Annotated in this window: 21 protein-coding genes; 10 read left to right on the forward strand and 11 right to left on the reverse strand. The window is 72.6% G+C overall.

The window, feature by feature from the left end; translation table 11 throughout:
• The first annotated feature begins 358 nt into the window (after positions 1-358).
• Positions 359-1,405, forward strand: a complete 1,047-nt coding sequence (locus ACFYY6_RS06695) for an AI-2E family transporter (RefSeq protein ID WP_351521566.1) — start codon at positions 359-361, stop codon at positions 1,403-1,405.
• A gap of 85 nt (positions 1,406-1,490) precedes the next feature.
• On the opposite strand, the gene ACFYY6_RS06700 is transcribed toward ACFYY6_RS06695, so the two are convergent.
• Positions 1,491-3,626, reverse strand: a complete 2,136-nt coding sequence (locus ACFYY6_RS06700; RefSeq protein WP_351521567.1) for a glycogen debranching N-terminal domain-containing protein — start codon at positions 3,624-3,626, stop codon at positions 1,491-1,493.
• Between the two features lie 125 nt (positions 3,627-3,751).
• On the opposite strand from ACFYY6_RS06700, the gene ACFYY6_RS06705 reads away from it, so the two are divergent.
• The 5 genes from ACFYY6_RS06705 to ACFYY6_RS06725 all read left to right on the forward strand — a co-directional run bounded on the left by ACFYY6_RS06705 (position 3,752) and on the right by ACFYY6_RS06725 (position 9,097).
• Positions 3,752-4,801: a LacI family DNA-binding transcriptional regulator gene (locus tag ACFYY6_RS06705; protein WP_351521569.1), complete on the forward strand. Its 1,050-nt coding sequence runs from the start codon at positions 3,752-3,754 to the stop codon at positions 4,799-4,801.
• 212 nt (positions 4,802-5,013) lie between these two features.
• A complete protein-coding gene (locus ACFYY6_RS06710; protein WP_351521571.1) occupies positions 5,014-6,258 on the forward strand; it encodes an extracellular solute-binding protein in 1,245 nt (414 codons plus the stop codon).
• Positions 6,259-6,263: 5 nt separating this feature from the next.
• On the forward strand, positions 6,264-7,457 hold the full coding sequence (locus ACFYY6_RS06715; protein ID WP_388651358.1) for a carbohydrate ABC transporter permease: 1,194 nt from the start codon (positions 6,264-6,266) through the stop codon (positions 7,455-7,457).
• A complete protein-coding gene (locus ACFYY6_RS06720; RefSeq protein WP_351521574.1) occupies positions 7,454-8,392 on the forward strand; it encodes a carbohydrate ABC transporter permease in 939 nt (312 codons plus the stop codon). The genes ACFYY6_RS06715 and ACFYY6_RS06720 overlap by 4 nt, the downstream gene beginning before the upstream one ends.
• Positions 8,393-8,476: 84 nt before the next feature.
• Positions 8,477-9,097, forward strand: a complete 621-nt coding sequence (locus ACFYY6_RS06725; protein WP_351521576.1) for an L-threonylcarbamoyladenylate synthase — start codon at positions 8,477-8,479, stop codon at positions 9,095-9,097.
• A gap of 83 nt (positions 9,098-9,180) precedes the next feature.
• Here ACFYY6_RS06725 and ACFYY6_RS06730 read toward each other — a convergent pair whose 3' ends face one another.
• Positions 9,181-9,648 carry a hypothetical protein gene (locus ACFYY6_RS06730; RefSeq protein WP_351521578.1) on the reverse strand — a complete coding sequence of 156 codons (468 nt, stop codon included), beginning with the start codon at positions 9,646-9,648 and terminating at the stop codon, positions 9,181-9,183.
• A 301-nt stretch (positions 9,649-9,949) separates the two neighbouring features.
• Here ACFYY6_RS06730 and ACFYY6_RS06735 point away from each other — a divergent pair, with 301 nt between their 5' ends.
• Positions 9,950-11,587, forward strand: coding sequence for a translation initiation factor 2 (locus tag ACFYY6_RS06735; protein ID WP_389192218.1), 1,638 nt, complete (start codon positions 9,950-9,952; stop codon positions 11,585-11,587).
• Between the two features lie 318 nt (positions 11,588-11,905).
• On the opposite strand, the gene ACFYY6_RS06740 is transcribed toward ACFYY6_RS06735, so the two are convergent.
• The 4 genes from ACFYY6_RS06740 to ctaD form a co-directional block, all read right to left on the reverse strand.
• Positions 11,906-12,643 (reverse strand): tetratricopeptide repeat protein, encoded by a 738-nt coding sequence (locus ACFYY6_RS06740; protein ID WP_389191952.1) that lies wholly within the window; start codon positions 12,641-12,643, stop codon positions 11,906-11,908.
• Positions 12,583-13,929 carry an AAA family ATPase gene (locus tag ACFYY6_RS06745; RefSeq protein WP_389191955.1) on the reverse strand — a complete coding sequence of 449 codons (1,347 nt, stop codon included), beginning with the start codon at positions 13,927-13,929 and terminating at the stop codon, positions 12,583-12,585. The genes ACFYY6_RS06740 and ACFYY6_RS06745 overlap by 61 nt, the downstream gene beginning before the upstream one ends.
• Before the next feature lie 109 nt (positions 13,930-14,038).
• A complete protein-coding gene (locus ACFYY6_RS06750; protein WP_351523511.1) occupies positions 14,039-14,437 on the reverse strand; it encodes a hypothetical protein in 399 nt (132 codons plus the stop codon).
• Positions 14,438-14,487: 50 nt separating this feature from the next.
• Positions 14,488-16,233 carry a cytochrome c oxidase subunit I gene (ctaD, locus tag ACFYY6_RS06755; RefSeq protein ID WP_386608519.1) on the reverse strand — a complete coding sequence of 582 codons (1,746 nt, stop codon included), beginning with the start codon at positions 16,231-16,233 and terminating at the stop codon, positions 14,488-14,490.
• 529 nt (positions 16,234-16,762) lie between these two features.
• Here ctaD and ACFYY6_RS06760 point away from each other — a divergent pair.
• Positions 16,763-18,457, forward strand: a complete 1,695-nt coding sequence (locus tag ACFYY6_RS06760; protein WP_386608475.1) for a GAF domain-containing protein — start codon at positions 16,763-16,765, stop codon at positions 18,455-18,457.
• Positions 18,458-18,559: 102 nt separating this feature from the next.
• On the opposite strand, the gene ACFYY6_RS06765 is transcribed toward ACFYY6_RS06760, so the two are convergent.
• Positions 18,560-19,393, reverse strand: coding sequence for a response regulator (locus tag ACFYY6_RS06765; RefSeq protein WP_389191957.1), 834 nt, complete (start codon positions 19,391-19,393; stop codon positions 18,560-18,562).
• A gap of 167 nt (positions 19,394-19,560) precedes the next feature.
• Between ACFYY6_RS06765 and ACFYY6_RS06770 the strand changes: the two genes are divergently transcribed.
• Positions 19,561-20,919: a globin domain-containing protein gene (locus ACFYY6_RS06770; protein ID WP_351523514.1), complete on the forward strand. Its 1,359-nt coding sequence runs from the start codon at positions 19,561-19,563 to the stop codon at positions 20,917-20,919.
• On the opposite strand, the gene ACFYY6_RS06775 is transcribed toward ACFYY6_RS06770, so the two are convergent.
• Together ACFYY6_RS06775 and ACFYY6_RS06780 are read right to left on the reverse strand one after the other, a co-directional pair.
• Complete coding sequence (locus tag ACFYY6_RS06775) at positions 20,870-21,448, reverse strand: vitamin K epoxide reductase family protein (RefSeq protein ID WP_351523547.1); 579 nt, start codon at positions 21,446-21,448, stop codon at positions 20,870-20,872. The two genes, ACFYY6_RS06770 and ACFYY6_RS06775, sit on opposite strands and share 50 nt — an antisense overlap.
• 146 nt (positions 21,449-21,594) lie before the next feature.
• Positions 21,595-22,077, reverse strand: coding sequence for a hypothetical protein (locus ACFYY6_RS06780; RefSeq protein WP_351523515.1), 483 nt, complete (start codon positions 22,075-22,077; stop codon positions 21,595-21,597).
• Between the two features lie 261 nt (positions 22,078-22,338).
• Here ACFYY6_RS06780 and ACFYY6_RS06785 point away from each other — a divergent pair, with 261 nt between their 5' ends.
• Positions 22,339-22,875 carry a pyridoxamine 5'-phosphate oxidase family protein gene (locus ACFYY6_RS06785; protein ID WP_351523517.1) on the forward strand — a complete coding sequence of 179 codons (537 nt, stop codon included), beginning with the start codon at positions 22,339-22,341 and terminating at the stop codon, positions 22,873-22,875.
• A gap of 423 nt (positions 22,876-23,298) precedes the next feature.
• On the opposite strand, the gene ACFYY6_RS06790 is transcribed toward ACFYY6_RS06785, so the two are convergent.
• Together ACFYY6_RS06790 and ACFYY6_RS06795 are read right to left on the reverse strand one after the other, a co-directional pair.
• Positions 23,299-23,883 (reverse strand): TerD family protein, encoded by a 585-nt coding sequence (locus ACFYY6_RS06790; protein WP_351523519.1) that lies wholly within the window; start codon positions 23,881-23,883, stop codon positions 23,299-23,301.
• 153 nt (positions 23,884-24,036) lie between these two features.
• Entirely contained in the window at positions 24,037-24,798 is a 762-nt protein-coding gene (locus tag ACFYY6_RS06795) for a polysaccharide deacetylase family protein (RefSeq protein WP_351635052.1), read from the reverse strand.
• Between the last annotated feature and the right edge of the window lie 17 nt (positions 24,799-24,815).

Here is a 24,815-nt window from a genome sequence, read left to right on the forward strand (position 1 = left end):
GTCGGGGTGACGTGGAACGTCGGTGGCCCGACGCCCTCCCCCGGCCACCGGCCCGGACGCCCTCGCCCCCTCCCGGCGCGAGCCCCTGGGCGCGCCCAGGGCTCCGCCCGTAGGGTGACTTCCCGCGCATGTCGCCCCGGGAGCCCCGAACGACGTCGTCCCTGCTGGTACCAGCAGGGGAATGCCCAGGTCATCGCATCCGCAGCCCGACAGCACGGCCTCCGGCGGCCAGCCCGGAGCACGCCGGACGCGTCTTCGTGCCGCCCCCCGCCGGGCGCGGCGCGGATCGCCCGGCCCCGCGTCCCGGATCGCGCGCGCACGTCCCGCGCCGCCCCGTGGCGGCCGGCGCGAGCCACGGGTGAACCCCACGCTGCGGGCGTGCGCCGCGTACGCCTGGCGCATCCTCGTCGTGGGGGCCGTCGTGTACGCGGTCTTCTCCGTCCTGGGACGGTTCCACGAGGTGGCGGTGGCCGTCTTCCTCGGCCTGGTCGGCACCGCGATGCTGCGGCCCGTCGCGGACCTCCTCGCCCGTCCGCTGCCCCGGTCGCTGGCCGTCGCCCTGGCCGTGCTCGGCAGCATCGCCCTGGCCCTCGGTGTGCTCAGTCTCGTCGGCGAGGCGGTGGCGGGGGAAAGCGCGGGGCTGGAGCGGGAGTTCGGCGACGGACTCGGGCGGATCAAGCGCTGGCTGGAAGCGGCACCGTTCCGGCTGGACCCGCATGTGCTCGACGATCTCCAGTCCCGGATCGGCGCGTACCTCTCCCGCCATCGCTCCGTCGTCATCAGTACGGCCCTCAGCGGGGTGGGGCGACTGGTCGAGGTGGTGACGGTGTTCGCGCTCGCCTTGTTCTGCTCGGTCTTCTTCATCCACTCGGGGGACCGGCACTGGGACTGGTTCTGCGCACAACTCCCGGAGACGGCCCGGGACCGGGTGGAGATCGCGGGCCGGGCGGCCTGGCGGACATTCACCGGCTACACCCACGGCATCGTCCTGGTGGCGGCGACCAACGCCGTGCTCGTCGGGCTGGCCCTGTTCGCGCTCGGGGTGCCGCTGGCGGTTCCGCTGGCGCTGCTGGAGTTCTTCGCCGCGTTCGTCCCGCTGATCGGCTCGCCGATCGCGCTCGCGATCGCCGCCGTGGTGGCCCTGGCGGCGAAGGGTCCGGTCGTGGCGGTCGTCGTCATCGCGCTGATCGTGGTCATCGGGCAGATCGAGGGCCATCTGCTGCATCCGATCGTGATGAGCTGGGCGGTCCGTCTGCACCCCGTCGTGGTCGCGGTCGCGGTGATCGGCGGCGCCATCACGGCGGGGGTGCTGGGTGCCGTGGTGGCGGTGCCGCTCATCTCCGTCCTCTGGTCGGCCCGTCAGGCGCTGCGCCGGGCGGGCGGGTCCACGCGCACGACGCGCTGAACCGCCCGCGCCGACGCGCACTCCCCCGCCCCGCCGACCCGGGCACGCCCGGCGCCGCGCCGCAACGGGACGCCGCGACCTGACGTCAACGCGGGCTCGGGTGTCCCCGCCTCACCTCCAGGCCCTCGGGCGCGTCGACGTGCGCCGTGCCGTCGGCGTCGACGCGGATGCCGAGCCGCCCGCCCGCGACTTCGAGCCCCTCCACCCGCAACGGCCGGTACGCCTCGGCGAAGGCGGGCGCGACCGTGAGCGTGCCGCCCGGCACGTCGGCAACGAGTCCCAGCACCGACTGGAGGACCAGCACGGACGAGGCCGCCGCCCATGCCTGCGGGCGGCAGGACGCCGGATAGGGCGAGGGCAGCACGTCCGTCGCCGCACCATGGCCCGCGAACAACTCGGGCAACCGGGCGTCGAAGGCGCCGGAAGCGGTCAGCAGACCCGCGGACAGGGACGCGGCCGTTGCCGGGAATCCGGCCCTGACCAGGCCGTGCACCGCGATCGCGGTGTCGTGCGGCCAGATGGAACCGATGTGGTAGCCGTACGGGTTGTACGCCACGGAGTCGCTGCTCAGGGTCCGCAGGCCATGGCCCGAGTCGAGGTCGGGCGCGCCGAGCCGGGCGGCCAGCAGGGCGCTCTCCTCGTGGTCGAGCAGGCCCGTGCCCAGCAGGTGGCCGAAGCCCGAGGTGGCCGAGTCCACCGGCCTGCCCTCCCCGTCGAGCGCCACGGCCGGGTACGGTCCGCGCTCGTCCTCCACCCAGAAGCGGGCGCGGAACCGCTCGCGCAGCCGCTGCGCCCACTCCTCCCACGCGTCGGCGCCGGGACGGCCGAACGCGCGCAGCAGGTGCGCGCCGCCCCGGGCCGCCTCGTACGCATACGCCTGGACCTCGCAGAGCGCGATCGGGGCGGTGGCGATCCGTCCGTCGCCGTACCGGATGGAGTCGCCGGAGTCCTTCCAGCCCTGGTTGGCCAGGCCCCGGCCGGTGTGGTCGACGTACTTGAGGAAGCCGTCACCGTCCGCGTCGCCGTGGTCGCGCATCCACGCGAGGGCGGACTCGGCGTGCGGCAGGAGCTGTTCGACCTGCTCGGGCGCGAGACCCCAGCGCCAGGCGTCGTGCAGCAGGGTGATCCAGAGCGGGGTTGCGTCCACCGTGCCGTAGTAGCAGGGCGGCAGGGAGAAGCCCTGGTCGAAGTCCTGGGTGGCGCGGCGTACTTCGTGCAGGATCTTGCCGGGCTGTTCCTCGGTCGCCGGGTCGGACTTCGTGCCCTGGCGTCGGGCGAGCGTGCGCAGGGTGCCGGCGGCCAGGCCGGTGCCCAGGGGCAGCAGCATGCGGGCGGCCCACAGGGAGTCGCGGCCGAAGAGGGTGAGGAACCACGGGGCCCCGGCGGCCAGGAACTGGTCAGCGGGCCGCTGCGGATCGGTGAGCCGCAGCCGGTCGAGGTCGGCGGCGGACCGGCTCAGCCAGTGGTCGAAGCCCCGGTCGGCGCTGCTCAGCACGGGGGTGCGCCAGGGCAGGGTGCCCTCGGCGGGCGCGGGGAACTGGTCGCCGTCCTCGTGCGCGGCCTCGCAGTGCAGCACGGCGGTCCACGTGGCGCCCGGCGCGAGTTCGATCTCGTACTCCAGCCGTCCGGCGGTCGGGTCGACGCTGGTCGGCCGCGTACGGCTGGTGAGGCGTACGGAGAAGGTGCCCCGGGACCAGGCGAGTCCGTCCTCGACGGTGCCGGCCGGGACCGGTGGCAGGACGTGGCCGGACTTGACCCGCTCCATCGCAGCGAGGTCGGTCCCTGCGGTGACGACCAGCCGGAAACGGACGTGACGGCCCCCGGCGTTGTCCGCTTCGAAGGTCTCCTCCAGGTTGCCGGGGGTGACGCGACGCCGTCGGCGCAGGGTGACCGCGGGGTCCGCCGTCGACTCGCCGAGGCCGCGCAGCACGCTGCGGAAGGCCGCGCGGTCCGCGCCCTCCAGGGTTCCTCGCACCGGTGCCGGCTCCGTGCCGTCCACCGCGACCGTCAGCCGGGAGAGTGCCCTGCTGTCACCGTGGTAGAAGCCGTCCGCGGGGCCGTCGATCTGCCCGTCCGCGTGCGAGATCGCGAAGCTCGGGGCGTACAGCGTCACACAGGCGTCGTGCAGGAACGGCTGGAGGCCCTGGGGGGCCGGGCCGCCCTCGGCGCCGGAACGCGTGTCGGGAATCTCAGGGTCTTGGGTCTTGACAGTGGTGTCCAACAGAGCGGAACCTCTCATTGCATTGGAGCGTTCCAAAAACCTTAACGACGACTTCAGCGCGTTGACAATGCCTTTGGAACGCTCCAATGACCTCGGATCGTCGTACAATCGCCACGGAGAGACTCATGGCACGCTCCCCCGACTCCCCCGCCGCCAAGGCCGCCCCGGTCACCCTGGCCACGGTCGCGCGGCGGGCGGGGGTCTCCCCGCAGACGGTGTCCAACGCGCTCAACGCGCCGGAACTGCTGCGCCCGAAGACCCTGGAGCGGGTCCTGCTCGCCATCGACGAGCTGGGCTACCGCCCGCACCGGGCGGCCCAGACGCTGCGCACCCGCTCCAGCAAGCTCATCGGCTACGGCATCCGCCCCACCGCGCCGGGCACGTCGGCACCGGTCATGGACCGGTTCCTGCACGCCCTGTCGCAGACCGCCGACGAGGCCGGATACCGGATCCTGCTCTTCGCCGCGCCCCCCGGCAGTGCCGGTCCGGACGAGTACGAGGAGCTGATCGACCTGCACAGCGTGGACGGTTTCGTGCTGAGCGGCACCGAGCGCGGCGACCGGCGCCAGGCGTGGCTGGACAAGGGCGGTGTCCCGTTCGTGGGCTTCGGCCGGATGTGGTCCGGTCGGCAGATCGGGGACTGGGTGGATGTCGACGGCGCCTCGGGCACGGACGCCGCGGTCGAGCACCTGGTGGACCTGGGGCACCGCTCGATCGCCTTCCTCGGCTGGCCGCGCGGCTCCGGGGTCGGTGACGACCGTGCGCTGGGATGGCAGCGCGCCATGCGCCGGCACGGCCTTCCGGTGCGGGGCAGGCGGGCGCAGAGCGTCGACGACATCGACTCGGCGCGGACCGCCGTCGGTCCCCTGCTCGACGCGGGTGCCACGGCCGTGGTGGCCGCCAGCGACGTGCTCGCGCTGGGCTGTTACCACGCCCTGCGCGAACGCGGGGCCGTGCCCGGTGAGGACGTCGCGGTCGTCGGCTTCGACGACTCCCCCGCTGCGGCGCTGCTCTCTCCCGGACTGTCCACCGTGGCCCAGCCGTTGGAGGCGGTCGGCCGCGAATGCGTCCGTCTGCTGCTGGCCCGGATGTCGGACGCCGGTGCCCCGCCCGAGCGCGTCCTGCTCGAACCCTCCCTCGTCGTGCGCGGCAGCAGCGCCGCCTCGGACGACTGACCCCGGGTCCGCCCCGGACGACCGGTCCCAGGACTTCCTCTCTCCCCCACGCGCTTCCCCCACGCGCGCCCGCATCCCCACGCGCTTCCCCCACGCGCGTCCTCTTCCCCGCACCTCACCCCTCGTCCCCGGCCCGGAGCCGGGCCGCCGACCGAACGGCGCGACCGCTTCGGATCGGCTGAGCCGCACGTCGTACCCCTTCTGGAGGAACCATGAGAACCCGCACGGCCGTCGCCGCGCTCACCACCTGCGCCGCCCTGCTCGCCGCCACCGGCTGCTCGTCCGGTTTCGGCGGCGACAAGGAACCGGAGCAGGACACGGCAGGCAAGCAGAAGCTGACGGTGCTGATCGCCACCTCGGGGGACGCCGAGACACAGGCGGTGAAGAACGCCGCGGCCGCGTACGCGAAGAAGTCCGGCAACACGGTCACGGTCGAGGTCGCCAAGGACATGAACCAGCAGCTCGCCCAGTCCTTCGCCGGACACCGGCCGCCGGACGTCTTCTACGTCAACTCCGACCAGTTCGCCAACTACGCCAAGGGCGGCTCGCTCCACCCGTACGGCGACCGGATAGCCGACGCCGACGACTTCTCCGAGCAACTGCGCACGTCGTTCTCGTACGACGGAAAGCTGGTCTGTCTCCCGAAGGACGCCTCCACACTCGCCCTCGCCGTCAACACCGACCTGTGGAAGAAGGCCGGTCTGACCGAGAAGGACTACCCGAAGACCTGGGAGGACCTGCGCAAGGTCGCGGACCGGCTCACCCGTGACGGCGTCACCGGCCTGGTGACCAGCGACGAGTACCAGCGGCTCGGTGTCTTCATGAAGCAGGCGGGCGGCTCGCTCACCGACCCGGCCCAGAAGAAGATGACCGCCGACAGCGCGGAGAACATCAAGGGTCTGGAGTTCGTGCAGTCCCTCCTGAAGTCGGGCTCGATGAAGTTCGCCAAGCAGGTCGACACCGGCTGGGGCGGTGAGGCGCTCGGCAAGGGCAAGGCAGCCATGACCATCGAGGGCAACTGGCTCGAGGGCGGCATGAGCCACGACTACCCCGACGTGAAGTACGCCGTCGTGCCGCTGCCCGCGGGACCGGCCGGCCAGGGCACGCTCGCGTTCAGCAACTGCTGGGGCGTCGCCGCCGACAGCGCACACCGCGCGGCGGGCGTCGAGCTCGTGAAGCACCTGTCTTCCGCCGAGCAACAGCTGGACTTCGCCGCGGCGTTCGGTGTCATGCCCTCGCGCACGAGCGCGCTGAAGACCTACGCCGAGAAGCAGCCGGCTGCCAAGGCATGGGTGGACGGCAGCGCCCACGCCCAGGGTCCGGTGACCATCGCCGGATTCGACAAGGTGCTGAACCAGTTCAACACCGATCTGCAGTCGCTGCGCACCGCCGACCCGAAGAAGATCCTCGCCGATCTCCAGCGCAACGGCGAGCAGGCGATCGCGAAGGGCAACTGAGCCACATGCCCATCCGCACGACCTGCGAGAGCAGTGGTCCCCCCACGGCCGCCGGACCCGTCGCGTCCGGCGGCACGGCCGACGGGCCCGGAAGGGCCCGCGCCACCGGAGGCGGCCGGGCGGACGGCGGCGCCCGCCCGGCCGGGAAGTCCCTCGCCCGGCGCGCGGGCCGCCGCGGCGAGGCGGCGTGGGGCTGGCTGTTCGTCAGCCCCATGGTGCTCGTCATCGGTCTGTTCCTGCTGCTGCCGATCCTGATGGCCCTGTGGGTCAGCCTGCTGCACTGGGACGGGCAGTCCAATCCGTTCTCCGGCGACGCCGACTTCGTCGGTCTGGAGAACTACCGGTCGCTGCTCGTCCAGGACGGTCTGGACCGCACGCTGTTCGCGACCTCCCTGCGCAACAACGCCTACTACGTCCTGCTGACCGTGCCGCTCCAGACCCTGCTGGCGCTGGGACTGGCGCTGATCGTGAACCAGAGACTGCTGAGGGCGCGCGGCGCGCTCCGTACGACGTTCTTCTTCCCGTCGGTCACCAGCTCGATCGCCGTCTCCACGGTCTTCCTCTTCCTGTTCCAGGGCAGTGGGGCCGTCAACTCCCTGCTGTCCTGGATCGGGGTCCAGGGGCCGAACTGGTTCGCCGACCCGCGCGGGGTGCTCTCGCTGGCCCTGGGCGGTCTGGGGATCGTCGACCCCGAACGGCCCGCCGGGGTACTGGCGGACCACTCCCTGCTGGGGCTGTCGTGGTTCGAGTGGCTTTCGGGTCCGTCGGTGGCCATGTGCACCCTGATCCTGCTCGCGGTGTGGACCACCTCCGGCACGTTCATGCTGATCTTCCTCGCGGCGCTCCAGGACATCCCGCGCGAGCTGGAGGAGTCGGCCGCGCTGGAGGGGGTGAACCGCCGCCAGATGCTGCGCCACGTGACGCTGCCCGCGCTGCGCCCCGCCCTGTTCCTGGTGCTGACGCTCGGTCTGATCGCCACCTGGCAGGTTTTCGACCAGGTGTACGTGATGGGTCAGGGCGCGCCCGGCAACACGACGCTGACGCCCGCCTTCCTGTCGTACTCGGCCGCGTTCGACAACGCGGACTTCGGGCAGGGCTCGGCGATCGCGTTCATCCTGCTCGCCCTGATCCTCGTCCTGACCGCGGTGCAGCGCTGGGCGCTGCGCGAGCGCGGCACCCGCACCGGGAGGAACCGATGACCGCCATCGGTACGGCCGTTCGCGACACGGCCCCGCGTCCGTCGCGCCGGCGGGCCGGGCAGGAGCGCGGGCGGCCCGTGCTGGGCCGCTTCCCGCTTCCGTGGCGGCTCCTCGGGTACGCGGCGGTGCTGTGCATGGGACTGCTCTATCTGCTGCCGTTCGCCCTCCAGCTGGTGACCGGCTTCAAGACGGATCCGGACGCCGCCGCGCATCCGCTGTCCCTGTTGCCCGTCACCCCGACCACGGCCGCCTATCAGCGGCTGTTCGGGCTGGGCGGGACCGGCGACGGCGTCCCGTTCCTGCGCTGGCTGGGCAATTCGGCGCTGGTGGCGGTGCTGGTGACCGCGGGCAGGGTGCTGTTCGACTCCATGGCCGGCTACGCGCTGGCGCGACTGCGCTTCCGCGGCCGTTCGGTGCTGTTCGCCCTGGTGCTCGCGGTGATGGCGGTGCCCGGTGTTGCCCTGCTCATCCCGAAGTTCCTGGTGCTGAACACGTTCGGTCTCTTCGACACGTACACCGGCATGATCGTGCCGCTGCTGGTGGACGCGGCAGGCATCTTCATCATGAAACAGTTCTTCGAGTCGGTCCCGCGCGAGGTCGAGGAGGCCGCGCGGGTGGACGGGGCGGGGGTGCTGCGGACCTTCTGGTCCGTCGTCCTGCCGATGGCCAGGCCCGCGCTGATCACGCTGACGATCCTGTCGTTCCAGGGTTCGTGGAACGAGTTCACGCACTTCCTCGTCAGCACCCAGTCCGGTCGGTACGAGACGCTCACCACGGGCCTGGCCCGGTTCGTCTCGGGCGGGCTCGGGGGCGGGACGCAGTACCCGCTGAAGCTGGCGGCGGCGCTGCTCTCCACCCTCCCGGTGGCGGTGCTGTTCTTCTGCTTCCAGCGCCACTTCGTGAACGGCGCCAATGCGGGCGCGGTCAAGGAGTGAGCCTTGGGGGTGCCGTCGGGTTCCCGACGGCACCCCGGACGCACCAGCCCGCATGCCGGGCGGGACCGCCCTTAGACTCGGCGGATGGCGAAGTACTTCGACGTACACCCCGAAAACCCCCAGCAGCGCACCATCCGGTCCGTGGCCGAGAGCATCCGGTCGGGAGCGCTCGTCGCGTATCCGACGGACTCCTGCTACGCGCTCGGATGCCGACCGGGCAGCCGTGACGGGCTCGACCGGATCCGGTCGATCCGGCATCTCGACGACCGGCACCACTTCACCCTCATGTGCCGGGACTTCGCGCAGCTGGGACAGTTCGTGCACATCGACAACGACGTCTTCCGCGCGATCAAGGCGGCGACGCCCGGCAGCTACACATTCATCCTCCCCGCGACGAAGGAGGTGCCGCGTCAGCTGTTGCACCCCAAGAAGAAGACGGTCGGCGTCCGGATCCCCGACCACGTCGTCACCCAGGCACTGCTCGCCGAGCTCGGGGAGCCGCTGCTCTCCAGCACGCTGCTCCTGCCCGACGAGGACGAACCGCTGACGCAGGGCTGGGAGATCAAGGAACGGCTCGACCACGTGGTGGACATCGTGGTCGACTCGGGCGACTGCGGCACCGAACCGACGACCGTCGTCGACTTCTCCGGCGACGGGGTCGAGGTCGTGCGCCGGGGGGCCGGTGACGCGACCCGCTTCGAGTAGCGGAACCGACGGTCGCCGCCCCCGGCGGCCGTCCGGCCACACCGGTCCCCGGCTGTCCGGCCGACAGGTGCCACGGGCACCGGCTATCGGGCCGGTGGGGGCGGGCTCAAGGCGGTTCTCGCGGCGGAGAGGAAGGCGAGCTTCGCCTCCACGAGGTCGTCGGGTCTCTCGTGCCGGCGCAGCCGGTCGACCAGGTCCTGGGCCGCGGCGGCGACCTCGGCCGGTCCTTCCAGGAGGACCGTGCCCAGGACGCGCTCCAGCAGTCCGTCGTCGTCCTCGCGCCCCCGGCCGGTCCGCTCGGTCAGGATCCGGGCCTCCGCCGCTTCGAGGAAGCGCACATAGGTCTGGCGCCGCAGATCGAGCACGCGCACGGCAGCCTGCTCCTGAAGCGTCATCCGGACCGTCTCCAGGAGCGCGTCGGCCTGCCGTTCACCGGCCCGGCGTGCCGCTTCGGCCTGCCGGATCCCCGCGTTCCGGGTGAACCATCCCGTGGCGACGCTGCCCGCGATCGCCGCCCCCGCGGCGATCAGTGCGATTCCGAGCTCACTCATTCCGCCATCCTCCCGATCGCCCCGGATCCGCGCAGCGCACTTGCCGAAGATGCGGTACGGATCACTGCCGTCCGGCCGGAATCCGTCGCACGGTACGATCGAACCATGTCGCTCGACGACGCGAACCACCTCTACCCACCTGCGGAAACGCCGGATCCAAGCGATCACTCCCCTATAGAATGGAGGCTTGGACCGACGGGCGACGGGCGACGGGCGACGGGCGACGGGCGACGGGCGACGGGCGACGGGCGACGGGCGACGGGCGACGGGCGACGGGCGACGGGCGACGGGCGAGAGGTCCGTGTTGCTGGCCGCCCGATCGGCGGTGGCGCTGTACCGCCTCCTGGACACCCTCCTCGCCTTCTCGGGCGATGAACGTTTCACCCGCTTCTTCACACTGGTTCCCGGATCCGACTTCGACGTCGACACCCTGTCCGTGATCGACGCCGTCAAGGGCCGTGTCCTGCCCTGGGAGGAGGCGTGCCGACGCACGTACGACCTGGTGCTCGCGGCGAGCCCGAAGGGCGAGCTGGACCGGCTCCGCGGTACGCACGTGCTGCTCCCGCACGGGGCGGGGTTCAACAAGTCCATTCCGGGCGAGGGCCGCGCCGACTCCGCCTCCGGACTGGACCCGCGGTACCTGGCGCCGGACGAGGACGGCACCCCGATCACCCTGCACGCCCTGGCCCACCCCGACCAGGTCGCCCGGCTGGCCGCCGTCGACCCCGAGGCCGCCGAGCGCGCCAGGGTCATCGGCGACCCCACCCTGGAACGCGTCCATGCCTCGCTGTCCCTCCGCGACCGGTACCGGGCAGCCCTCGGAACCGGGCCGCGCACCCTGCTCGTGCTCGCCTCGACCTGGGGTCCGGATTCCCTGCTCCACCGGCGTCCCGGTCTCCCCGCCGAGATCGCGGCCCATCTCCCGTACGACGAATACCAGTTGGCGCTGATCGTGCATCCCAACGAACGGAGCCGACTGGGCGAGTACGAACTGACCGAGCGTCTGGCGCCCGCGCTGGACGCCGGCATGGTACTGACGGGTCCGTACGAGGACTGGGCATCCGCCCTGATCGCCGCGGACGCGCTGATCACCGATCACGGCTCGGCGGCGCTGTACTACGCGGCGGCCGGCGACCGACCGGTCGTACGCGTCCACCGCGGGGGCGGCGAACTGATCCCCGGCAGCCCGATGGACACCCTCCTGGGCGGGATACCGGAACTGGGGGAGGCCCGCGACGTGCGCGAGGCCCTGGCCGCGTACCGGCCGGGGCCCGGACGCGCCGCGGCACGGGCGGCCTTCGACCGCTGCGGCGAGGCACTGGACCTGTTGCGGACCGAGGTCTACGGCCTTCTCGACCTCGCCCCGCCCCGGTTCGGCGCCCCGCCCCGGCTGCTGCCCTCCCCCGCGGGCGCCGCCCGTGTGCCCGCCGCGTTCGATGTCCACGCCGAGGTCTCCGGCACCGCGATCCGCATCGACCGGCGCCCCGCCGGGCTCGGTATGCCCGGACATCACCTGGCGGTCGAGCACGGTGCCGCCCGGGAGCAGCTCGCCCGCGCGGCCGGTCTGCTCTACCGCCGCGTGCTCCCGCCCGTCGCCGTTCCGCCGGACGCGGCGTGGACGGCGTCCGGGTGGACCCGACAGGCCCTCTCCGAGTACCCGGGCTGCCGCACGGCCGCAGCCGTGCTCTCCGCCGAGCTGTGCGTGCTCGCGCTCCGCGGTGAGGCACGCGCCCGTGCCGTGCTGGTCGGGCCACGGTCGGAGGACGGCCGCGTCGTGCGCGCCGACCCGGCCGCCGCCCTGTCCGCCGTCCACGCCTGGTTGTCCGGCCGGCCCGGCGGGCCCGAGGACGAGGTGCGGCTGACCTGTCGCATCGGTGACCGGGCGTTCCCCGTCCTGGTCCGCCCGGCCACCGACGAGGAGACCGGGCGGCTGCTCTGAGGGCAGTACGCCCAGGCCCTGTCGTCGTACGGCAGGCGGCAGTTCGGCCTAGTGCCGCTCCCGGCACGAGCGCCGTGACCGGCAAGGTTTGCCCGGACGGAGCGTCGTAGTGCGCACCGGACGTGCGACGGGGCAAACGTTGCCGGGAGCGGCACTAGTGCCGCGGCAGGCAACGTTTGCCCGTCAAGGAGCGCGTCCGGTACGTGCTCTCGGTGTGCCGGCCGGAAGCCCTCGTACTGGATGTACTTGGGATTTCGGCCGGTGCGGCGAGAGGGCGTGCCGGGCGTCGCGACGGGGCGAACGTTGCCTGATGCGGCACTAGTTCTCCCCGCGGCCCAGGCCGTTGCGGTTCCGGATGGCGTCCGCGGCGGCGCGATGCTCCTCGGCCTCCGTGTCCCGTCCCTCGTCGCGGGTCAGTTCCGCGAACGCGTCGAGGACCCGAACCTGCTCGAATTCCGAGCCCCGTTCGCGTGCCCTCGCCAGCGCCTCGCCGTACAGCCGACGGGCCTCGTCCGTGCGGCCGAGCCGCCGCAGGACGCCGCCGAGCACGAAGCCGGTGCGCGCGGTCATCCGCTCGCGGTGGTCCGCCACGGCCGCGTCGTGCGCCTCGGTCAGCAGGCGCTCCGCCTCCTCCAGGTCGCCGAGTTCCGCGCTCGCCTGCCCCATCCGGTAGGTCTGCAGCAGGACCCCGTAGGGGTTGGGGATCATCCTGTGCAGCTCGCGGGAGCGGGCGAAATCGCCGATCGCCGCGTTCCAGTCCCCGCGCGCCGAGTTGAGCATGCCGCGGAACTCGATCGCCGAGGCGTGGAGCTTGCGGTCCCGGACCGACGGGCCGAGCAGATCGACGGCCGCCAGCGCCCCCGCGATCTCCCTCCCGGACTCGTCCAGCCTCTCCGATTCCCACAGCGGTCGGGCCAGCTGGCAACGCATCCGCACCACCCACGCCGCATTGCCCGAGCGGACGGCCGAAGCGGCGCCCAGCCGGAAGACCTCGGTCACATCGGACTGGTGGGGGTGGTCCAGCGCGTACGTCCACACGGGCTCGCACAGGGCCACGGCCTCGGCGTCCAGCCCCTGTCCATGGGCCAGGCGCACGCACGCGTACAGCGCGTGGCGTTCGGCGTGCAGCCAGCGGGCGGCACGCTCGGAGCGCCCGGACCGGACGGCGGGATCGACGGTCTGTGCGGGGTCCTCCAGCGGCACGTCCGGTGCGCCGGGCACGGGATCGAAGAGGTCCGCGACGACCAGACGCGGGCCGGCCGTGTACCGGTCCGCGAGCTGGGCCTGTCGTACGTACCAGCGCACCACTCGTGTCCGTGCCTCGGCCGACTCGCCCCGCACGTCGTCTTCGCGGGAGCGCCGCCGGGCGTGTGCGTGCAGTGGGCCGGGCAGACGCATCCGGCTCGCTTCTCCCCGCCGCTCGGGGCCAGTTCCAGTAAGCCGGCCCGGTGCAGCTCCTCCAGCACGTCCTGTCCGGTCCCGGGGCCCCGTCCCAGCAGGGCGGTGGCGGATTCCGTCGTGAAGGTGGGGCCGGGGTGGGCGGGCAGCAGCCGGTAGAGCGCGGCCGCCGGGCCGGACAGGCCGCGGTAGGCCGTGTCCCAGACTCGTTCCACGCCGGGCGACACCCCCTTCTCGTCCAGCTCCGAGCGGAGGTCGGCGACCAGGCGGTCGAGCGGCCGCACCCGGTGGGCGCGGACCCAGCGCCCCGCGACGTGCAGGGCCGCGGGCAGACCGTGACACAGCCGCACCATGGTGCGGGCCGCCTCCGGATCGGCGGCCAGGCGCTGATCCCTGACGATCAGTTCCAGGAGTTCCGTCGCCGCGGGGTCCGTCAGCGCCGGCAGCGCCATGTCGACGGCGGCGCCGTCCTCCAGGTCGTACAGCGGACCGTGGCTCGCGACGACGACCAGGCTGCCGCCCGACGCCGGCAGCAGGGGAACGACCTCCGAGGCGTAGCGGGCGTTGTCCACGACGACGATCAGCCGACTGTCGGCGGTCTTCTTCCAGTACTGGCGGCACCGCGCCCTGAACTGGCGTTCCAGCAGATCGGGCGGCACGTCGAGGGAGTCGAGCAGCTGCGCCAGCACCTCGCCGGGGTCCAGCTCGCCGCCCGTCCGGTAGTCGTCCAGGTCGACGGTGAGCACGCCGTCCGGGAAGCGGTCGCGCAGGTTACGGGCGAGGAGGAAGGCCAGTTCGGTCTTGCCCAGTCCGCCCGGTCCGGTCAGCGACAGGACCAGGGGCCGTGAGCGGCCCCGCCATTCCTCGACGGCACGGAGAGCACGCTCCCTCTCGTCCTCGCGGTTGACGAAGTGCACCGGTTCCGGCGGCAGTTCGACCCTCATGCAGGCTCCGATCCGATGGTCCTCACCCGACACTACCCCGATCGTCCCCGTGGGGTCCGGCGCCCGGCCCGCTCCGTCACGGCGGGCCGGGCGGTCGTCCGCGACGGTCTCAGCGGTCGTCCTCGGAGTGCCGGGCGGGGCCGGCGCGCCGGGCGGAATCGGGGCGCCTGGCGGGGGCGGCGGTGCTCACCGGCAGGAGCGCGGCCCAGCGTGCCGCCTCCTCGCACTGCTCCTGGCGCCGGAGCAGCCACGAGCGGACGACCAGGGTCAGCGTCGCGGAGAGTCCGGCGGACCCGACCACCACGGCGGCCCAGGGGGTGAACGGTGCGAGCAGCAGGAGCATCGTCAGGCCTGCGGTCGCCCACCCGGTCAGCACGGCGGCCGCGGCGGGCCGCCGTGATTCCGGGCGGTCCTGCGCCGCGCGCAGGTCGATGCACGCGGGCAGGTACCAGACGTGCCCCGATACGCAGATCACGGCGACGCCGAGCGCCAGGACTCCATGGGACATCGGTCATCTCTCCTTCTGGGGAACGGGGCACGAATCCGGTCGTCGGCGGATCAGTGGGATCCGGCGTGATCGAGTGCGGCGATCTCCGGGTGGTGCAGGTCGAAGGCCGGGGACTCGCTGCGGATGCGGGGCAGGGAGGTGAAGTTGTGCCGGGGCGGCGGGCAGGACGTGGCCCACTCCAGGGAGCGGCCGTAGCCCCAGGGGTCGTCGACGGTGACCTTCTCGCCGTACTGGGCGGTCTTCCAGATGTTGTAGAAGAAGGGCAGGAAGGACAGCCCGAGCAGGAACGACCCGATGGTGGAAAGGGTGTTGAGGGCGGTGAACCCGTCGGCGGCCAGGTAGTCGGCGTACCGGCGGGGCATACCCTCCGTACCGAGCCAGTGCTGCACGAGGAACGTGAGGTTGAAGCCGACCGTCAGCACCCAGAAGGTCATCTTCCCCAGGCGTTCGTCGAGCATCTTGCCGGTGAACTTCGGCCACCAGAAGTGGAATCCGGCGAACATCGCGTAGACCACGGTGCCGAAGAGGGTGTAGTGGAAGTGGGCGACGACGAAGTACGAGTCGGTGGTGTGGAAGTCGAGCGGGGGCGAGGCCAGGATGACCCCGGTCAGCCCACCGAAGACGAACGTGACGAGGAAGCCGGTGGCCCACAGCATCGGTGTCTCGAAGGAGAGCGACCCCTTCCACATGGTGCCGATCCAGTTGAAGAACTTCACCCCGGTGGGCACGGCGATCAGGAAGGTCATGAAGGAGAAGAACGGCAGCAGCACGCCGCCGGTGGCGTACATGTGGTGGGCCCAGACGGTGACGGACAGGCCCGCGATGGCGATGGTGGCGCTGATCAGGCCGATGTAGCCGAACATGGGCTTGCGGGAGAAGACCGGGACGACCTCGGAGACGATGCCGAAGAACGGCAGGGCCAGGACGTAGACCTCCGGGTGCCCGAAGAACCAGAACAGGTGCTGCCACAGCAGGGCGCCGCCGTTGGCCGCGTCGAAGATGTGCGAGCCGAACTTGCGGTCCATCTCCAGTGCGAGGAGGGCCGCGGCGAGGACCGGGAAGACCAGCAGGATCAGGAGGGCGGTCAGCAGCACGTTCCAGGTGAAGATCGACATCCGGAACATGGTCATGCCCGGGGCGCGCATGCAGATGATGGTGGTGATGAAGTTCACCGCGCCGAGGATGGAGCCGAAGCCGGAGAGGGCCACGCCCATGATCCACATGTCGGCGCCGATGCCCGGGGAGTGCGTGGCGTCGGACAGCGGGGCGTAGGCGAACCAGCCGAAGTCGGCGGCTCCCTGCGGGGTGAGGAAGCCCGCCGCGGCGATCAGCGATCCGAAGAGGAACAGCCAGAACGCGAGCATGTTCAGCCGCGGGAAGGCCACGTCGGGGGCGCCGATGTGGAGCGGCATCAGCCAGTTCGCGAAGCCCGTGAACAGCGGCATGGCGAACAGCAGCAGCATCACCGAGCCGTGCATGGTGAACGCCTGGTTGAACTGCTCGTTGGACATGATCTGCGTGCCGGGGCGGGCGAGTTCGGCCCGCATCACCAGTGCCATCACGCCGCCGATCAGGAAGAAGGCGAAGGCGGTGACGAGGTAGAGCGTGCCGATCTGCTTGTGGTCGGTGGTGGTGAGCCACGAGACGACGAGGCGGCCGCGCGAGGGACGGCGGCCGGGGACGGTCCCGGAAGCGGTCCCGGTGACGGGACGATCGGGGCCCGGCGTGGGCGCGGGCCGGGGCCCGGGGGGCCGGGGGCCCTGTGCGGGAGCGGCCTCGCTGCCCTGCGTTTCCATTGCGTCCACCGGACTTGTTCCTCCAGCTGTTGCGGTTCTCCGAACGTTCCCGGCCCCGGGTGCGGGGTCCGGGACGGCCGGGAAGGTCCGGCTGCTCACGGGGGACGGACGGACCGGACCTTCCCGGCGCCGCACCATGCTGCTCGCGGGCGGGGGCGCTCCCCAGGGGCCGACGGGCACCTTCCGCAGGGCCGGTCGGCCCTGCGGCGGTCCTCGTGCGGGGCCGGTCGGCCCCGGCGTCCTCCCGCGCGAGGGAGTGCACCGCCGGTTCCCCGTTCTCCGGGCTGCCGTAGGCTGACAGGTCGTGGACCGGTTCCAGCCCTGCGGTGATCCGGTGATCAGATCCCGGCGTACGGCGGACGACGTACGGCACACGGCACCAGAGAACGGCGACCCGATGGCAGAGACAGCACCTCACGCGCCCGGTTCCGCTTCCGGAATACCCTCCCCCGCCGCGCCGGGCGCCGGACCGTCCGGGGCCTCCTGCCCGCGCCACGCGGCGTGGCCGCAGCCGAGCCGGCCGGACCGGATGCGCGGTCTGCTGGACGCCGTGATGGGGCTGGGGCGTGGTCTGGAGCTGCCCGAGGTGCTGCGCGGCATCGTCGAGGCGGCGGTGACGCTGACCGACGCGGAGTACGGGGCGCTCGGCATCATCGGGGACGGGCAGAAGCTGCTGGAGTTCCTGCCGGTGGGGCTGTCGGAGGAGGTCGCCGCCCGGATCGGGCAGTCGCCCTGCGGGCGTGGCATCCTCGGCGAGCTGATCCATCATCCGGAGCCGTTGCGGCTGACCGACCTGGGCAGTCATCCGCGCAGCTACGGCTTTCCGCCGCACCACCCGCCGATGCATACGTTCCTCGGGGTGCCCATACGGGTGCGCGACGAGGTGTTCGGCAACCTGTATCTCACCGAGAAGCGGGGCGGGGCGGGTTTCGACGACGACGACGAGGCGGTGCTGACCACGCTGTCGATCGCCGCCGGGGTCGCCATCGACAACGCCAGGATGTACGACGAGAGCCGTCGCCGGGAACGGCGCCTGGAGGCGCTGGGCGAAATCACCCGTGCCCTGCTGTCGGGCGCGGACGCGGACGAGGTGCTGCATCTGATCGCCGAACGGGCGATGGAGGTGGCGGGTGCGGACCGGGCGGCGGTCCTGCTGCCCGGGGCACGGCCGGGGACGGCGGTCGCCGGGCCCGGCCCGGCGACGGGGACCGAGGAGCGGCTCACGGTCGCCGTCGCCCACGGGCGGGACAGCGAACGTGTGACGGGGCTGTCCGTGCCGGCTTCGGGATCGCTGGCCGGGCTCGCGGCGCGGACCGGGACGCCCGCGTACTGTGCCGACGTGCGGACGGATCCGCGGGCCCATCCGTTCGGCGACGGCGCCGAGGACGGGCTGGGCCCGGTGGTGGCGGTGCCGTTGCGGCTGGGCAGCGGGGCGATGGGCGCGCTGCGCCTGGGGCGGCCGGTGGGCCGCCCACCGTTCGACGACACCGAGGTGGCGCTCGTGTCCGGCTTCGCCGACCAGGCGGCGATCGCGCTGGAACTGGCCCGTGGGCGGGCCGAGTCCGAGGAGCTCGCCGTGATGCACGACCGGGACCGGATCGCCCGCGATCTGCACGACCTGGCGATCCAGCGGCTGTTCGCGACGGGGATGACACTGCAGAGCACCACCCGGGCCATCGCGGACCGGCCGGACGCGGCGGAGCGGGTCAGCCGGGCGGTGGACGACCTGGACACCACGATCCGGATCATCCGGTCCACCATCTTCGATCTGCGCACGGCGGGCGGTTCGGGACACAGCGGGCTGCGGCACCGGATGGCGGAGACGGCCCGCACCGCGGCGCGCGCGCTCGGTTTCCGGCCGTCCGTGCGGATCGACGGACCGGTCGACACCACCGTCCCGGACGAACTGGCCGAACACGTGGTGGCGGTCGCCGCCGAGGCGGTGTCCAACGCGTCCCGTCACGCGGGCGCGAGCCGTATCGACATCGTGCTGTCGGCGGACGACGCGGTGACCCTGACCGTCACCGACGACGGCATCGGTGTCCCGGACGCCCACACGACCGTTCCCGGCGCGGGGGCGGCCGGGGGCGACGGGCAGCCGGTCAGGCGTGGCGGGCTGGCCAACATGCGGACCCGGGCGGAGCTGTGCGGCGGCACGCTGGGCGTGGAGCGCCCCGCGGAGGGCGGCACCCGCGTCGTGTGGCGTGCCCCGCTCCACGGCTGACGCCCCGGAAGCGGGCGGCGCACGCCGGGCCCGGCGCCGGCCCCGGGGTCTGCGTCGGGCCCGGCGTCGGCCGGCTCCCGGTGGCAGCGGCGGCAGGGAACCTCAGAGGCGCCGGCCCTGTTCGGCGCCCTGACGGTCCTTGAGCCGGCCGACGAGCATCGCGGCCTGGATCCGGCGGCCCACGCCCAGCTTGGCGAGGATCGAGGAGATGCGGTTCTTGACGGTCTTCTCGGCCAGGAAGAGGCGCTCGGCGATCTCACGGTTGGTGAGACCCTCGCCGATGAGGTCCAGGATCTGGCGCTCCCTGGCCGTGAGCTGGTCCAGTTCGGAGAACTCCGGCTCCTCGGCGGGGCCGCGCTCGGGGCCCCTGAGCCGGGCCATCACGCGCGCGGTCGTACGCGGGTCGAGCATCGACGTGCCGGACGCGACCGTGCGGACGGCGGCGATCAGGTCGGCGCCGTTGATCTGCTTCAGCACATAGCCCGCCGCGCCCGCCATGATGGCGTCGAACAGCGCCTCGTCGTCGTCGAAGGACGTCAGCATCAGACAGGCCAGGCCGGGCATCAGGGCGCGCAGTTCCCGGCACACCTCGATGCCGGCCTGGTCGCCCCGCGGGTCGTCGCCGAGACGTACGTCGAGCACGGCCACCTGGGGCCTGCTGGCGGGTACCCGGGCCAGCGCCTCGCGGGCGCTCGACGCCTCGCCGACCACCTCGATGCCGTCCTCGGCCTCCAGCAGATCGCGCACGCCGCGCCGTACGACCTCGTGGTCGTCGAGGATGAAGACGCGCACGGGGTCGGCGGACCGCGACGGATCCGGGTTCAGCGGGGACTTCGCGAAGTCGTTCACACCATGCTCGATCGGCTCGGGGAAAAGGCGGACGCCCACCAGTATGTGCGTTCCTCCGGTGACCCCCGCGCCGGGGTTCCGAAGCATGGTGAACAGCATCTGAACAGGGCCGAAAGGCCCTGTGACCAGGGCCGGTCGGCGGGTCGATGGCGGTGCCATACTGACGCCGCCGAGATCATCCGGGCGCCGCCGACGTCATTCCGCCCGGTTTCGGCACCCACCCTCATCGCACCGCCCCAAGGAGTAACCGGTCCATGAACACCCCGAGCGAGGACTACCACGCACTGCTCGCGCGGCACGACGCGATGCGGCTGAGGCGGCGCATCCTCTCCCCGACCGGTACGGACGACGGAGCGCGGCGCGCCGAGCGGCCGCAGGCGTACGACGGAACGGCGGACCAGCAGCTGATCCTCGACTGCCTGCCGCTGGTCGGCCCGTTGGAGGGGCTGATCGACGACCTGTACCGGGCCATGTTCGAGCGGCACCCGTACCTGCGGTCGCTGTTCCCCGAGTCGATGGCGTTCCAGCAGGCGCATCTCGTCGAGATCTTCCGCTACCTGATCGGCAATCTGCACCGCACGGACGACATGATCGGCAGGCTCGTGCAGCTGGGCCGCGACCACCGCAAGCTCGGTGTGCGTCCCGCGCACTTCGAGGCGTTCGAGACGGCGCTGCTGGAGGCACTGCGCATGCGCGCGGGTTCCCGGTGGACCGAACTGCTGGAGGATGCCTGGCTGCGGATGCTGCGGCTGGCCGTCTCCGCGATGGTCAGGGGCGCCGACGAGGCGATCGCCGAGCCGTCGAGCTGGAACGCGACGGTGACCGCGCACGAGCTGCGTGCGCCGGACCTCGCGGTCCTGCGGGTGCGCCCGCACCAGCCGTACACCTTCACGGCCGGGCAGTACGCGTCCCTGGAGTCGCCGCTGCTGGAGCAGGCGTGGCGTCCGTACTACCTGGCCCGCGCGCCGCATCCGGACGGCGAGCTGGAGTTCCATGTACGGGCCCGTGGCGCCGGCGGCGTCAGTGACGCTCTGGTGCACCACGCGCGCGAGGGCGACACCGTACGCCTCGGCGCGCCTCGCGGCAGGCTGGCGCTGCCCGGTCACACGCCGTCCGCCGACGTCCTGCTGATCGCCTCGGGCACGGGCTGGGCCGCGATGAAGGCGCTGCTCCAGCAGGTCGACGCGGAACGGTCCCGGGCGTACCGGGTGCGGCTGCTGCTGGACGGCGGGGCGGACGAGGGCATGTACGACGCCGCGTATCTGGAATCGTTCCGGCGCGGGCGCTCCTGGCTGACCGTGCTTCCTCCCACCGGTCCCCTCACGGACCAGGAGCTGCGGGCCCTGTGCGGCGTGCCGGGACGCAGTTCCGGGAACCTCGTCCGCCAGCACGTGTTCCTGGCGCTGGCCCCCGAGGTCTCCGCTCCGGACGCGACGGGGGCGGTCTCGGCCCGGCTCGCCGCCGCGGGGATTCCGGCCGCGTGCGTCCATCACGACAGCACCGGCAGCGTCCCGGTCGTCGGACCGGGACGCGATGCCGTCGCGGGCGCGCTCGAAGCGTCGTTCACAGAAATGACGCCCAGTACGACCAGAACCGGGTTGCTATCAGCATGACGATGACCAGGCACCAGGTCACGGGCACCACCAGCGGGAACTCCAGTACCGCCGCGACGACGGCCCGCGGGGCGGGCAGCACGCCGTGGCGCAGGTTGTGCACGGTGGTGTGCCAGAACATGAAGACGGTCGCCACCCACACGAGCATGCACCACAGGCAGAGCGCGCCGATGTCGTACAGCGCCTGGGTCATCAGCCACATGCAGAACACGGCACCGAGGAAGGTGCCCAGGTTCAGGCCCAGCCAGTACCAGCGCCGGTAGCGGGCGCCCGCGAGGAGACCCGCGCCCACGCCCATCACCACCCCGAAGCCGATCAGTCCGAGAAGCGGATTGGGGAAGCCGAACACCGATGCCTGTTCACTGCGCATCACGTCCGTGCAGGAGACGACGGGGCTCAGTGAACAGGCCGGGACGAAGCCGGGGTCGGCGAGCAGTTCGAACTTGTCGATGGTGATCACGAAGGAGCCCAGCAGCCCGAGCGCCGCAGTGACGACCAGCAGCCACCCGAACCCGGGCCGGGCGCCCACCCGTTCCGGGGCCGCGTCCGTCCCGGGCGGGTCGTCGTCCGCCCGTGCGCCGTGGTCGTCCGCTCCGCCGTCGGCCGGACGGGGCCCGTGGTCGCGGACGGACCTGGCGGAAGGGCCCGCCGTCCGTGTCCGCTGCACCGATGTGTTCACGCCGGCCTCCGTCGCACGCAGCCGTCCGGCCACACGATGTCCACGGGGATGCCCCGCGCCCGGGCGAACGCGACCAGATGTGCGGTGGCGTCCCGGCCGTCGGAGGGTGAGCCGTCCCACACGGCGAGCACGGAACGGCAGGTCGCCACCAGCCGCTCGTCCGCGCCGACGCACGCGTCGCGGTCGGCCGGGTCGAAGGCCAGCAGGCGCACGTGCTCGGCCAGGACCAGCAGTTCACCGGCGGCCCGCCGGTCCCGCTCCGGCAGCACGGCGGGTACCGCCCCCTGGGCCGGCAGCAGCACCGTCAGTTTGCGCCCGGCCGCCCGGACCGCGCGCCCGAACACCAGGGGCAGGCCCGCCCCCGCGCGGACGAGCGCGGCCGCGCCCTCCGCCAGGCAGTCCAGCCGTGCTCTCAGTTCCGCCTCCACCAGTTCCAGCGTTCCGCTGTCGAGATCCCTGTGTCCGACGACCGCGATCACCGCGTACCCCTCCTGTGCACCTGTGCACCACCGACCCGACCGAACACTCCGCATACCGCGGCCCGGCCCCGGTTGCCGCCGTCGGACCGGGCCGGGCATGCGAACCACCGAAGTGAACCCATCGGGGGATCGACCCCGCTAGGGCCGTTCGGCCCTGGGCCGTTCGGCCCTGGTGGGGCGGAGCGCCACACGATGTACTCGTACGGCAGACGAGCACATCAGGAGACGAGGCCGCCCCATGAGCCACGCAGGTCGTCAGTCATGAGCCACACAGGTCACCGGCCGCCGCCCCGGTCACCCCTGCCCGTGATCACGGACCCGGTCGCGCACGGCCGGCCGGAGGGAAACGTGTCCCACGGCCCCGAGTCCACCTGGCCGCGCCGGACCGTCGAGCTGACGAGCACTCAGGCCCTCCGGCTGCTCGGCGAGGTGTCCTTCGGACGGATCGTCTTCACCCAGCAGGCGCTGCCCGCGATCCGCCCGGTGAACCATGTGCTGGACCGCGGCCGGATCGTCATCCGGACCCATCAGGACTCGGATCTGTTCGCCCAGACCCGGGACCACGGCGACCGCGGGGTCGTGGTCGCCTATCAGGCCGACGCCATCGATCCGCGCACCCATCTCGGGTGGAGCGTCGTCGCGACGGGCTACTGCCGGCCGGTGACCGATCCCGACGCCCTGATCCGCTATCAGCGGCTGATCCGGCCCTGGTCGGACCGGACGATGGAGTGCGCGGTCCATATCCGGCCGCATCTGGTCACCGGGATCCGGCTGGCCGAGGGCGGCGCGCACGGGTGAGGCGACGCGGCGCGGGCGAAGGACGCCGGTGACGGTCACGACGGCGTGCGGCGCGCGGCGGTGTGCAACGGGGCGGACGCCGTTCGTGAACGCCCGATCGCCGCCCTCCACGGCCTGCCCCGTCTCGCTCACGCGGGGCGGTAGGCCCCCACCCGATGTACGCGTGGTGCCGGGCCGTCGCGAGTGCCCAGCTGCCGGCGTCGAAGACGTGGATCGGTGAGGCGTCGTCATCGAGCAGGTCCGGCCGAACGCCCCTGGGCGTCCTCGGCGCACAAGGTGATGTCGCCCTCGCCCGTCCGCCGGAGTTCGAACGGCACAGGTCCCTCATGGCGGCCCCCGGGACGGCACCCCTCCGGCCACGGCCGGCGCCCCGGCCCGCCCCCGGCCGGAACGGGACGTCCCGGCCGGGGCGGGGCATCCGGGCTACTTGCTGACGGCGAAACGCATCAGGTCCCGCTCGTCCCCCTGCTTGATCTTCCCGGTCTCGTTGATCACTTCGAGCTTCCAGCTCGTGCCGACCCGGATCGCCTTGGCCACGGCGCAGCCGTTGTCGTTGGTGAGCAGGCTCGGCCAGATGTCGGCGACCTGCTGGCTGCTGCCGCCCGTCGCGTCGTACACCTTGAAGCTGATGTTGCGCGCGTTCTGGAAGGCGCTGCGCTTCTTGTACGCCGCGGCGATGAACACGATGGACGTGATGTTGGACGGTATCCGGGCGAATTCGACGGTCACCGTCTCGTCGTCGCCGTCCCCGCGCCCGGTCTGGTTGTCCCCGCTGTGGACCAACGAGCCGTTGCCCATGGGGTCCAGGGAGTCCAGTCCGGCCAGCCGCACCGGTTCCGCCCCCTGCATGGCGACGGCGATCAGGTCGAGGTCGGTGCCCACCTTCTGCCGGAGCTTGCCCAACAGCCCGCCACTGCTCCCGACGGTCGGGTCCCAGGACACCCCGATGGACAGATGGGTCACCCCGTCCAGATCGGCCGGGCCGTCTTCCTTCTTCAGCGTGATCATGCGTGATCCCTCTTGGTGGTCAGACTGCTACCCCTGCAGTGTGCCTGGTGGCGCCCCCGTCCCGCCCACCCGGGTGGGCGTCCGGTGCGAACACCCCCGGATCCGGCAGCCCCCGCGACCCGCCCGGTCCGGTGGCGGGGACCGTACGGCCCGTCAGGCGCCGTCGCGGGGACGGGCAGGCGCGAGGCCGTGCTCGACGAGCGGGCCGACGGTCAGGCCCGCGGCGCGGATCTTGTCGATCAGCCCGGGCAGCGCCGCGAGCGCGGGCCGCCAGCGGCCGGACGCCGACAGGTCGGCGTCGTGCAGGAGCACCGTGCCGCCGCCCCGCAGATCGCGGTGCACGGTGGTCAGGACTCCCTCGGCCGTCGCGTCCTCGGCCCAGTCCCGGCCCCAGGCGGACCACAGCACCGGGCGCAGTCCGCAGCGCGCGGCCGCGGCCCAGCGCCCGCCGGTCAGGATGCCGTACGGCGGCCGGTACCACAGCGGCCGCACGCCGGAGACCCGGTGCACCGCCGCCGCGGCGCGGGAGATCTCGCGCGCGTCCCGGCCCGCGGCGGGAAGCCAGGGCCGGCTGTGCGTCCAGCCGTGGACGGCCAGTTCGTGTCCGCTGCGGACGATGTCGCGGCCGAGCCCCGGGTGGCCCAGCAGCCTCTCCCCCAGCACGAAGAACGTGGCACGCGCGGAGAGCCGGTCCAGTGCGTCGAGGAAGAACGGGGTGGAGCCGGGGTCCGGCCCGTCGTCGAAGGTCAGGGCGATGTGGTGGGGGCGGCCGAGACCGGCCAGGGCGGGGAAGCAGGTCCGGCGCGGGCCCGCGAGCCAGGTGCCGGCGGGGGCGAGGTGTGCGGTCAGCACCAGCGCCGATACCGCGAGGGGGACGCGCGCCGCGGCGGGGACGCGCGGGTGCCGGTGGTCCATGGGGTCCTCGTCCCTCC

This window comes from Streptomyces sp. NPDC001750, from assembly GCF_042892615.1.
GTDB lineage: Bacteria > Actinomycetota > Actinomycetes > Streptomycetales > Streptomycetaceae > Streptomyces.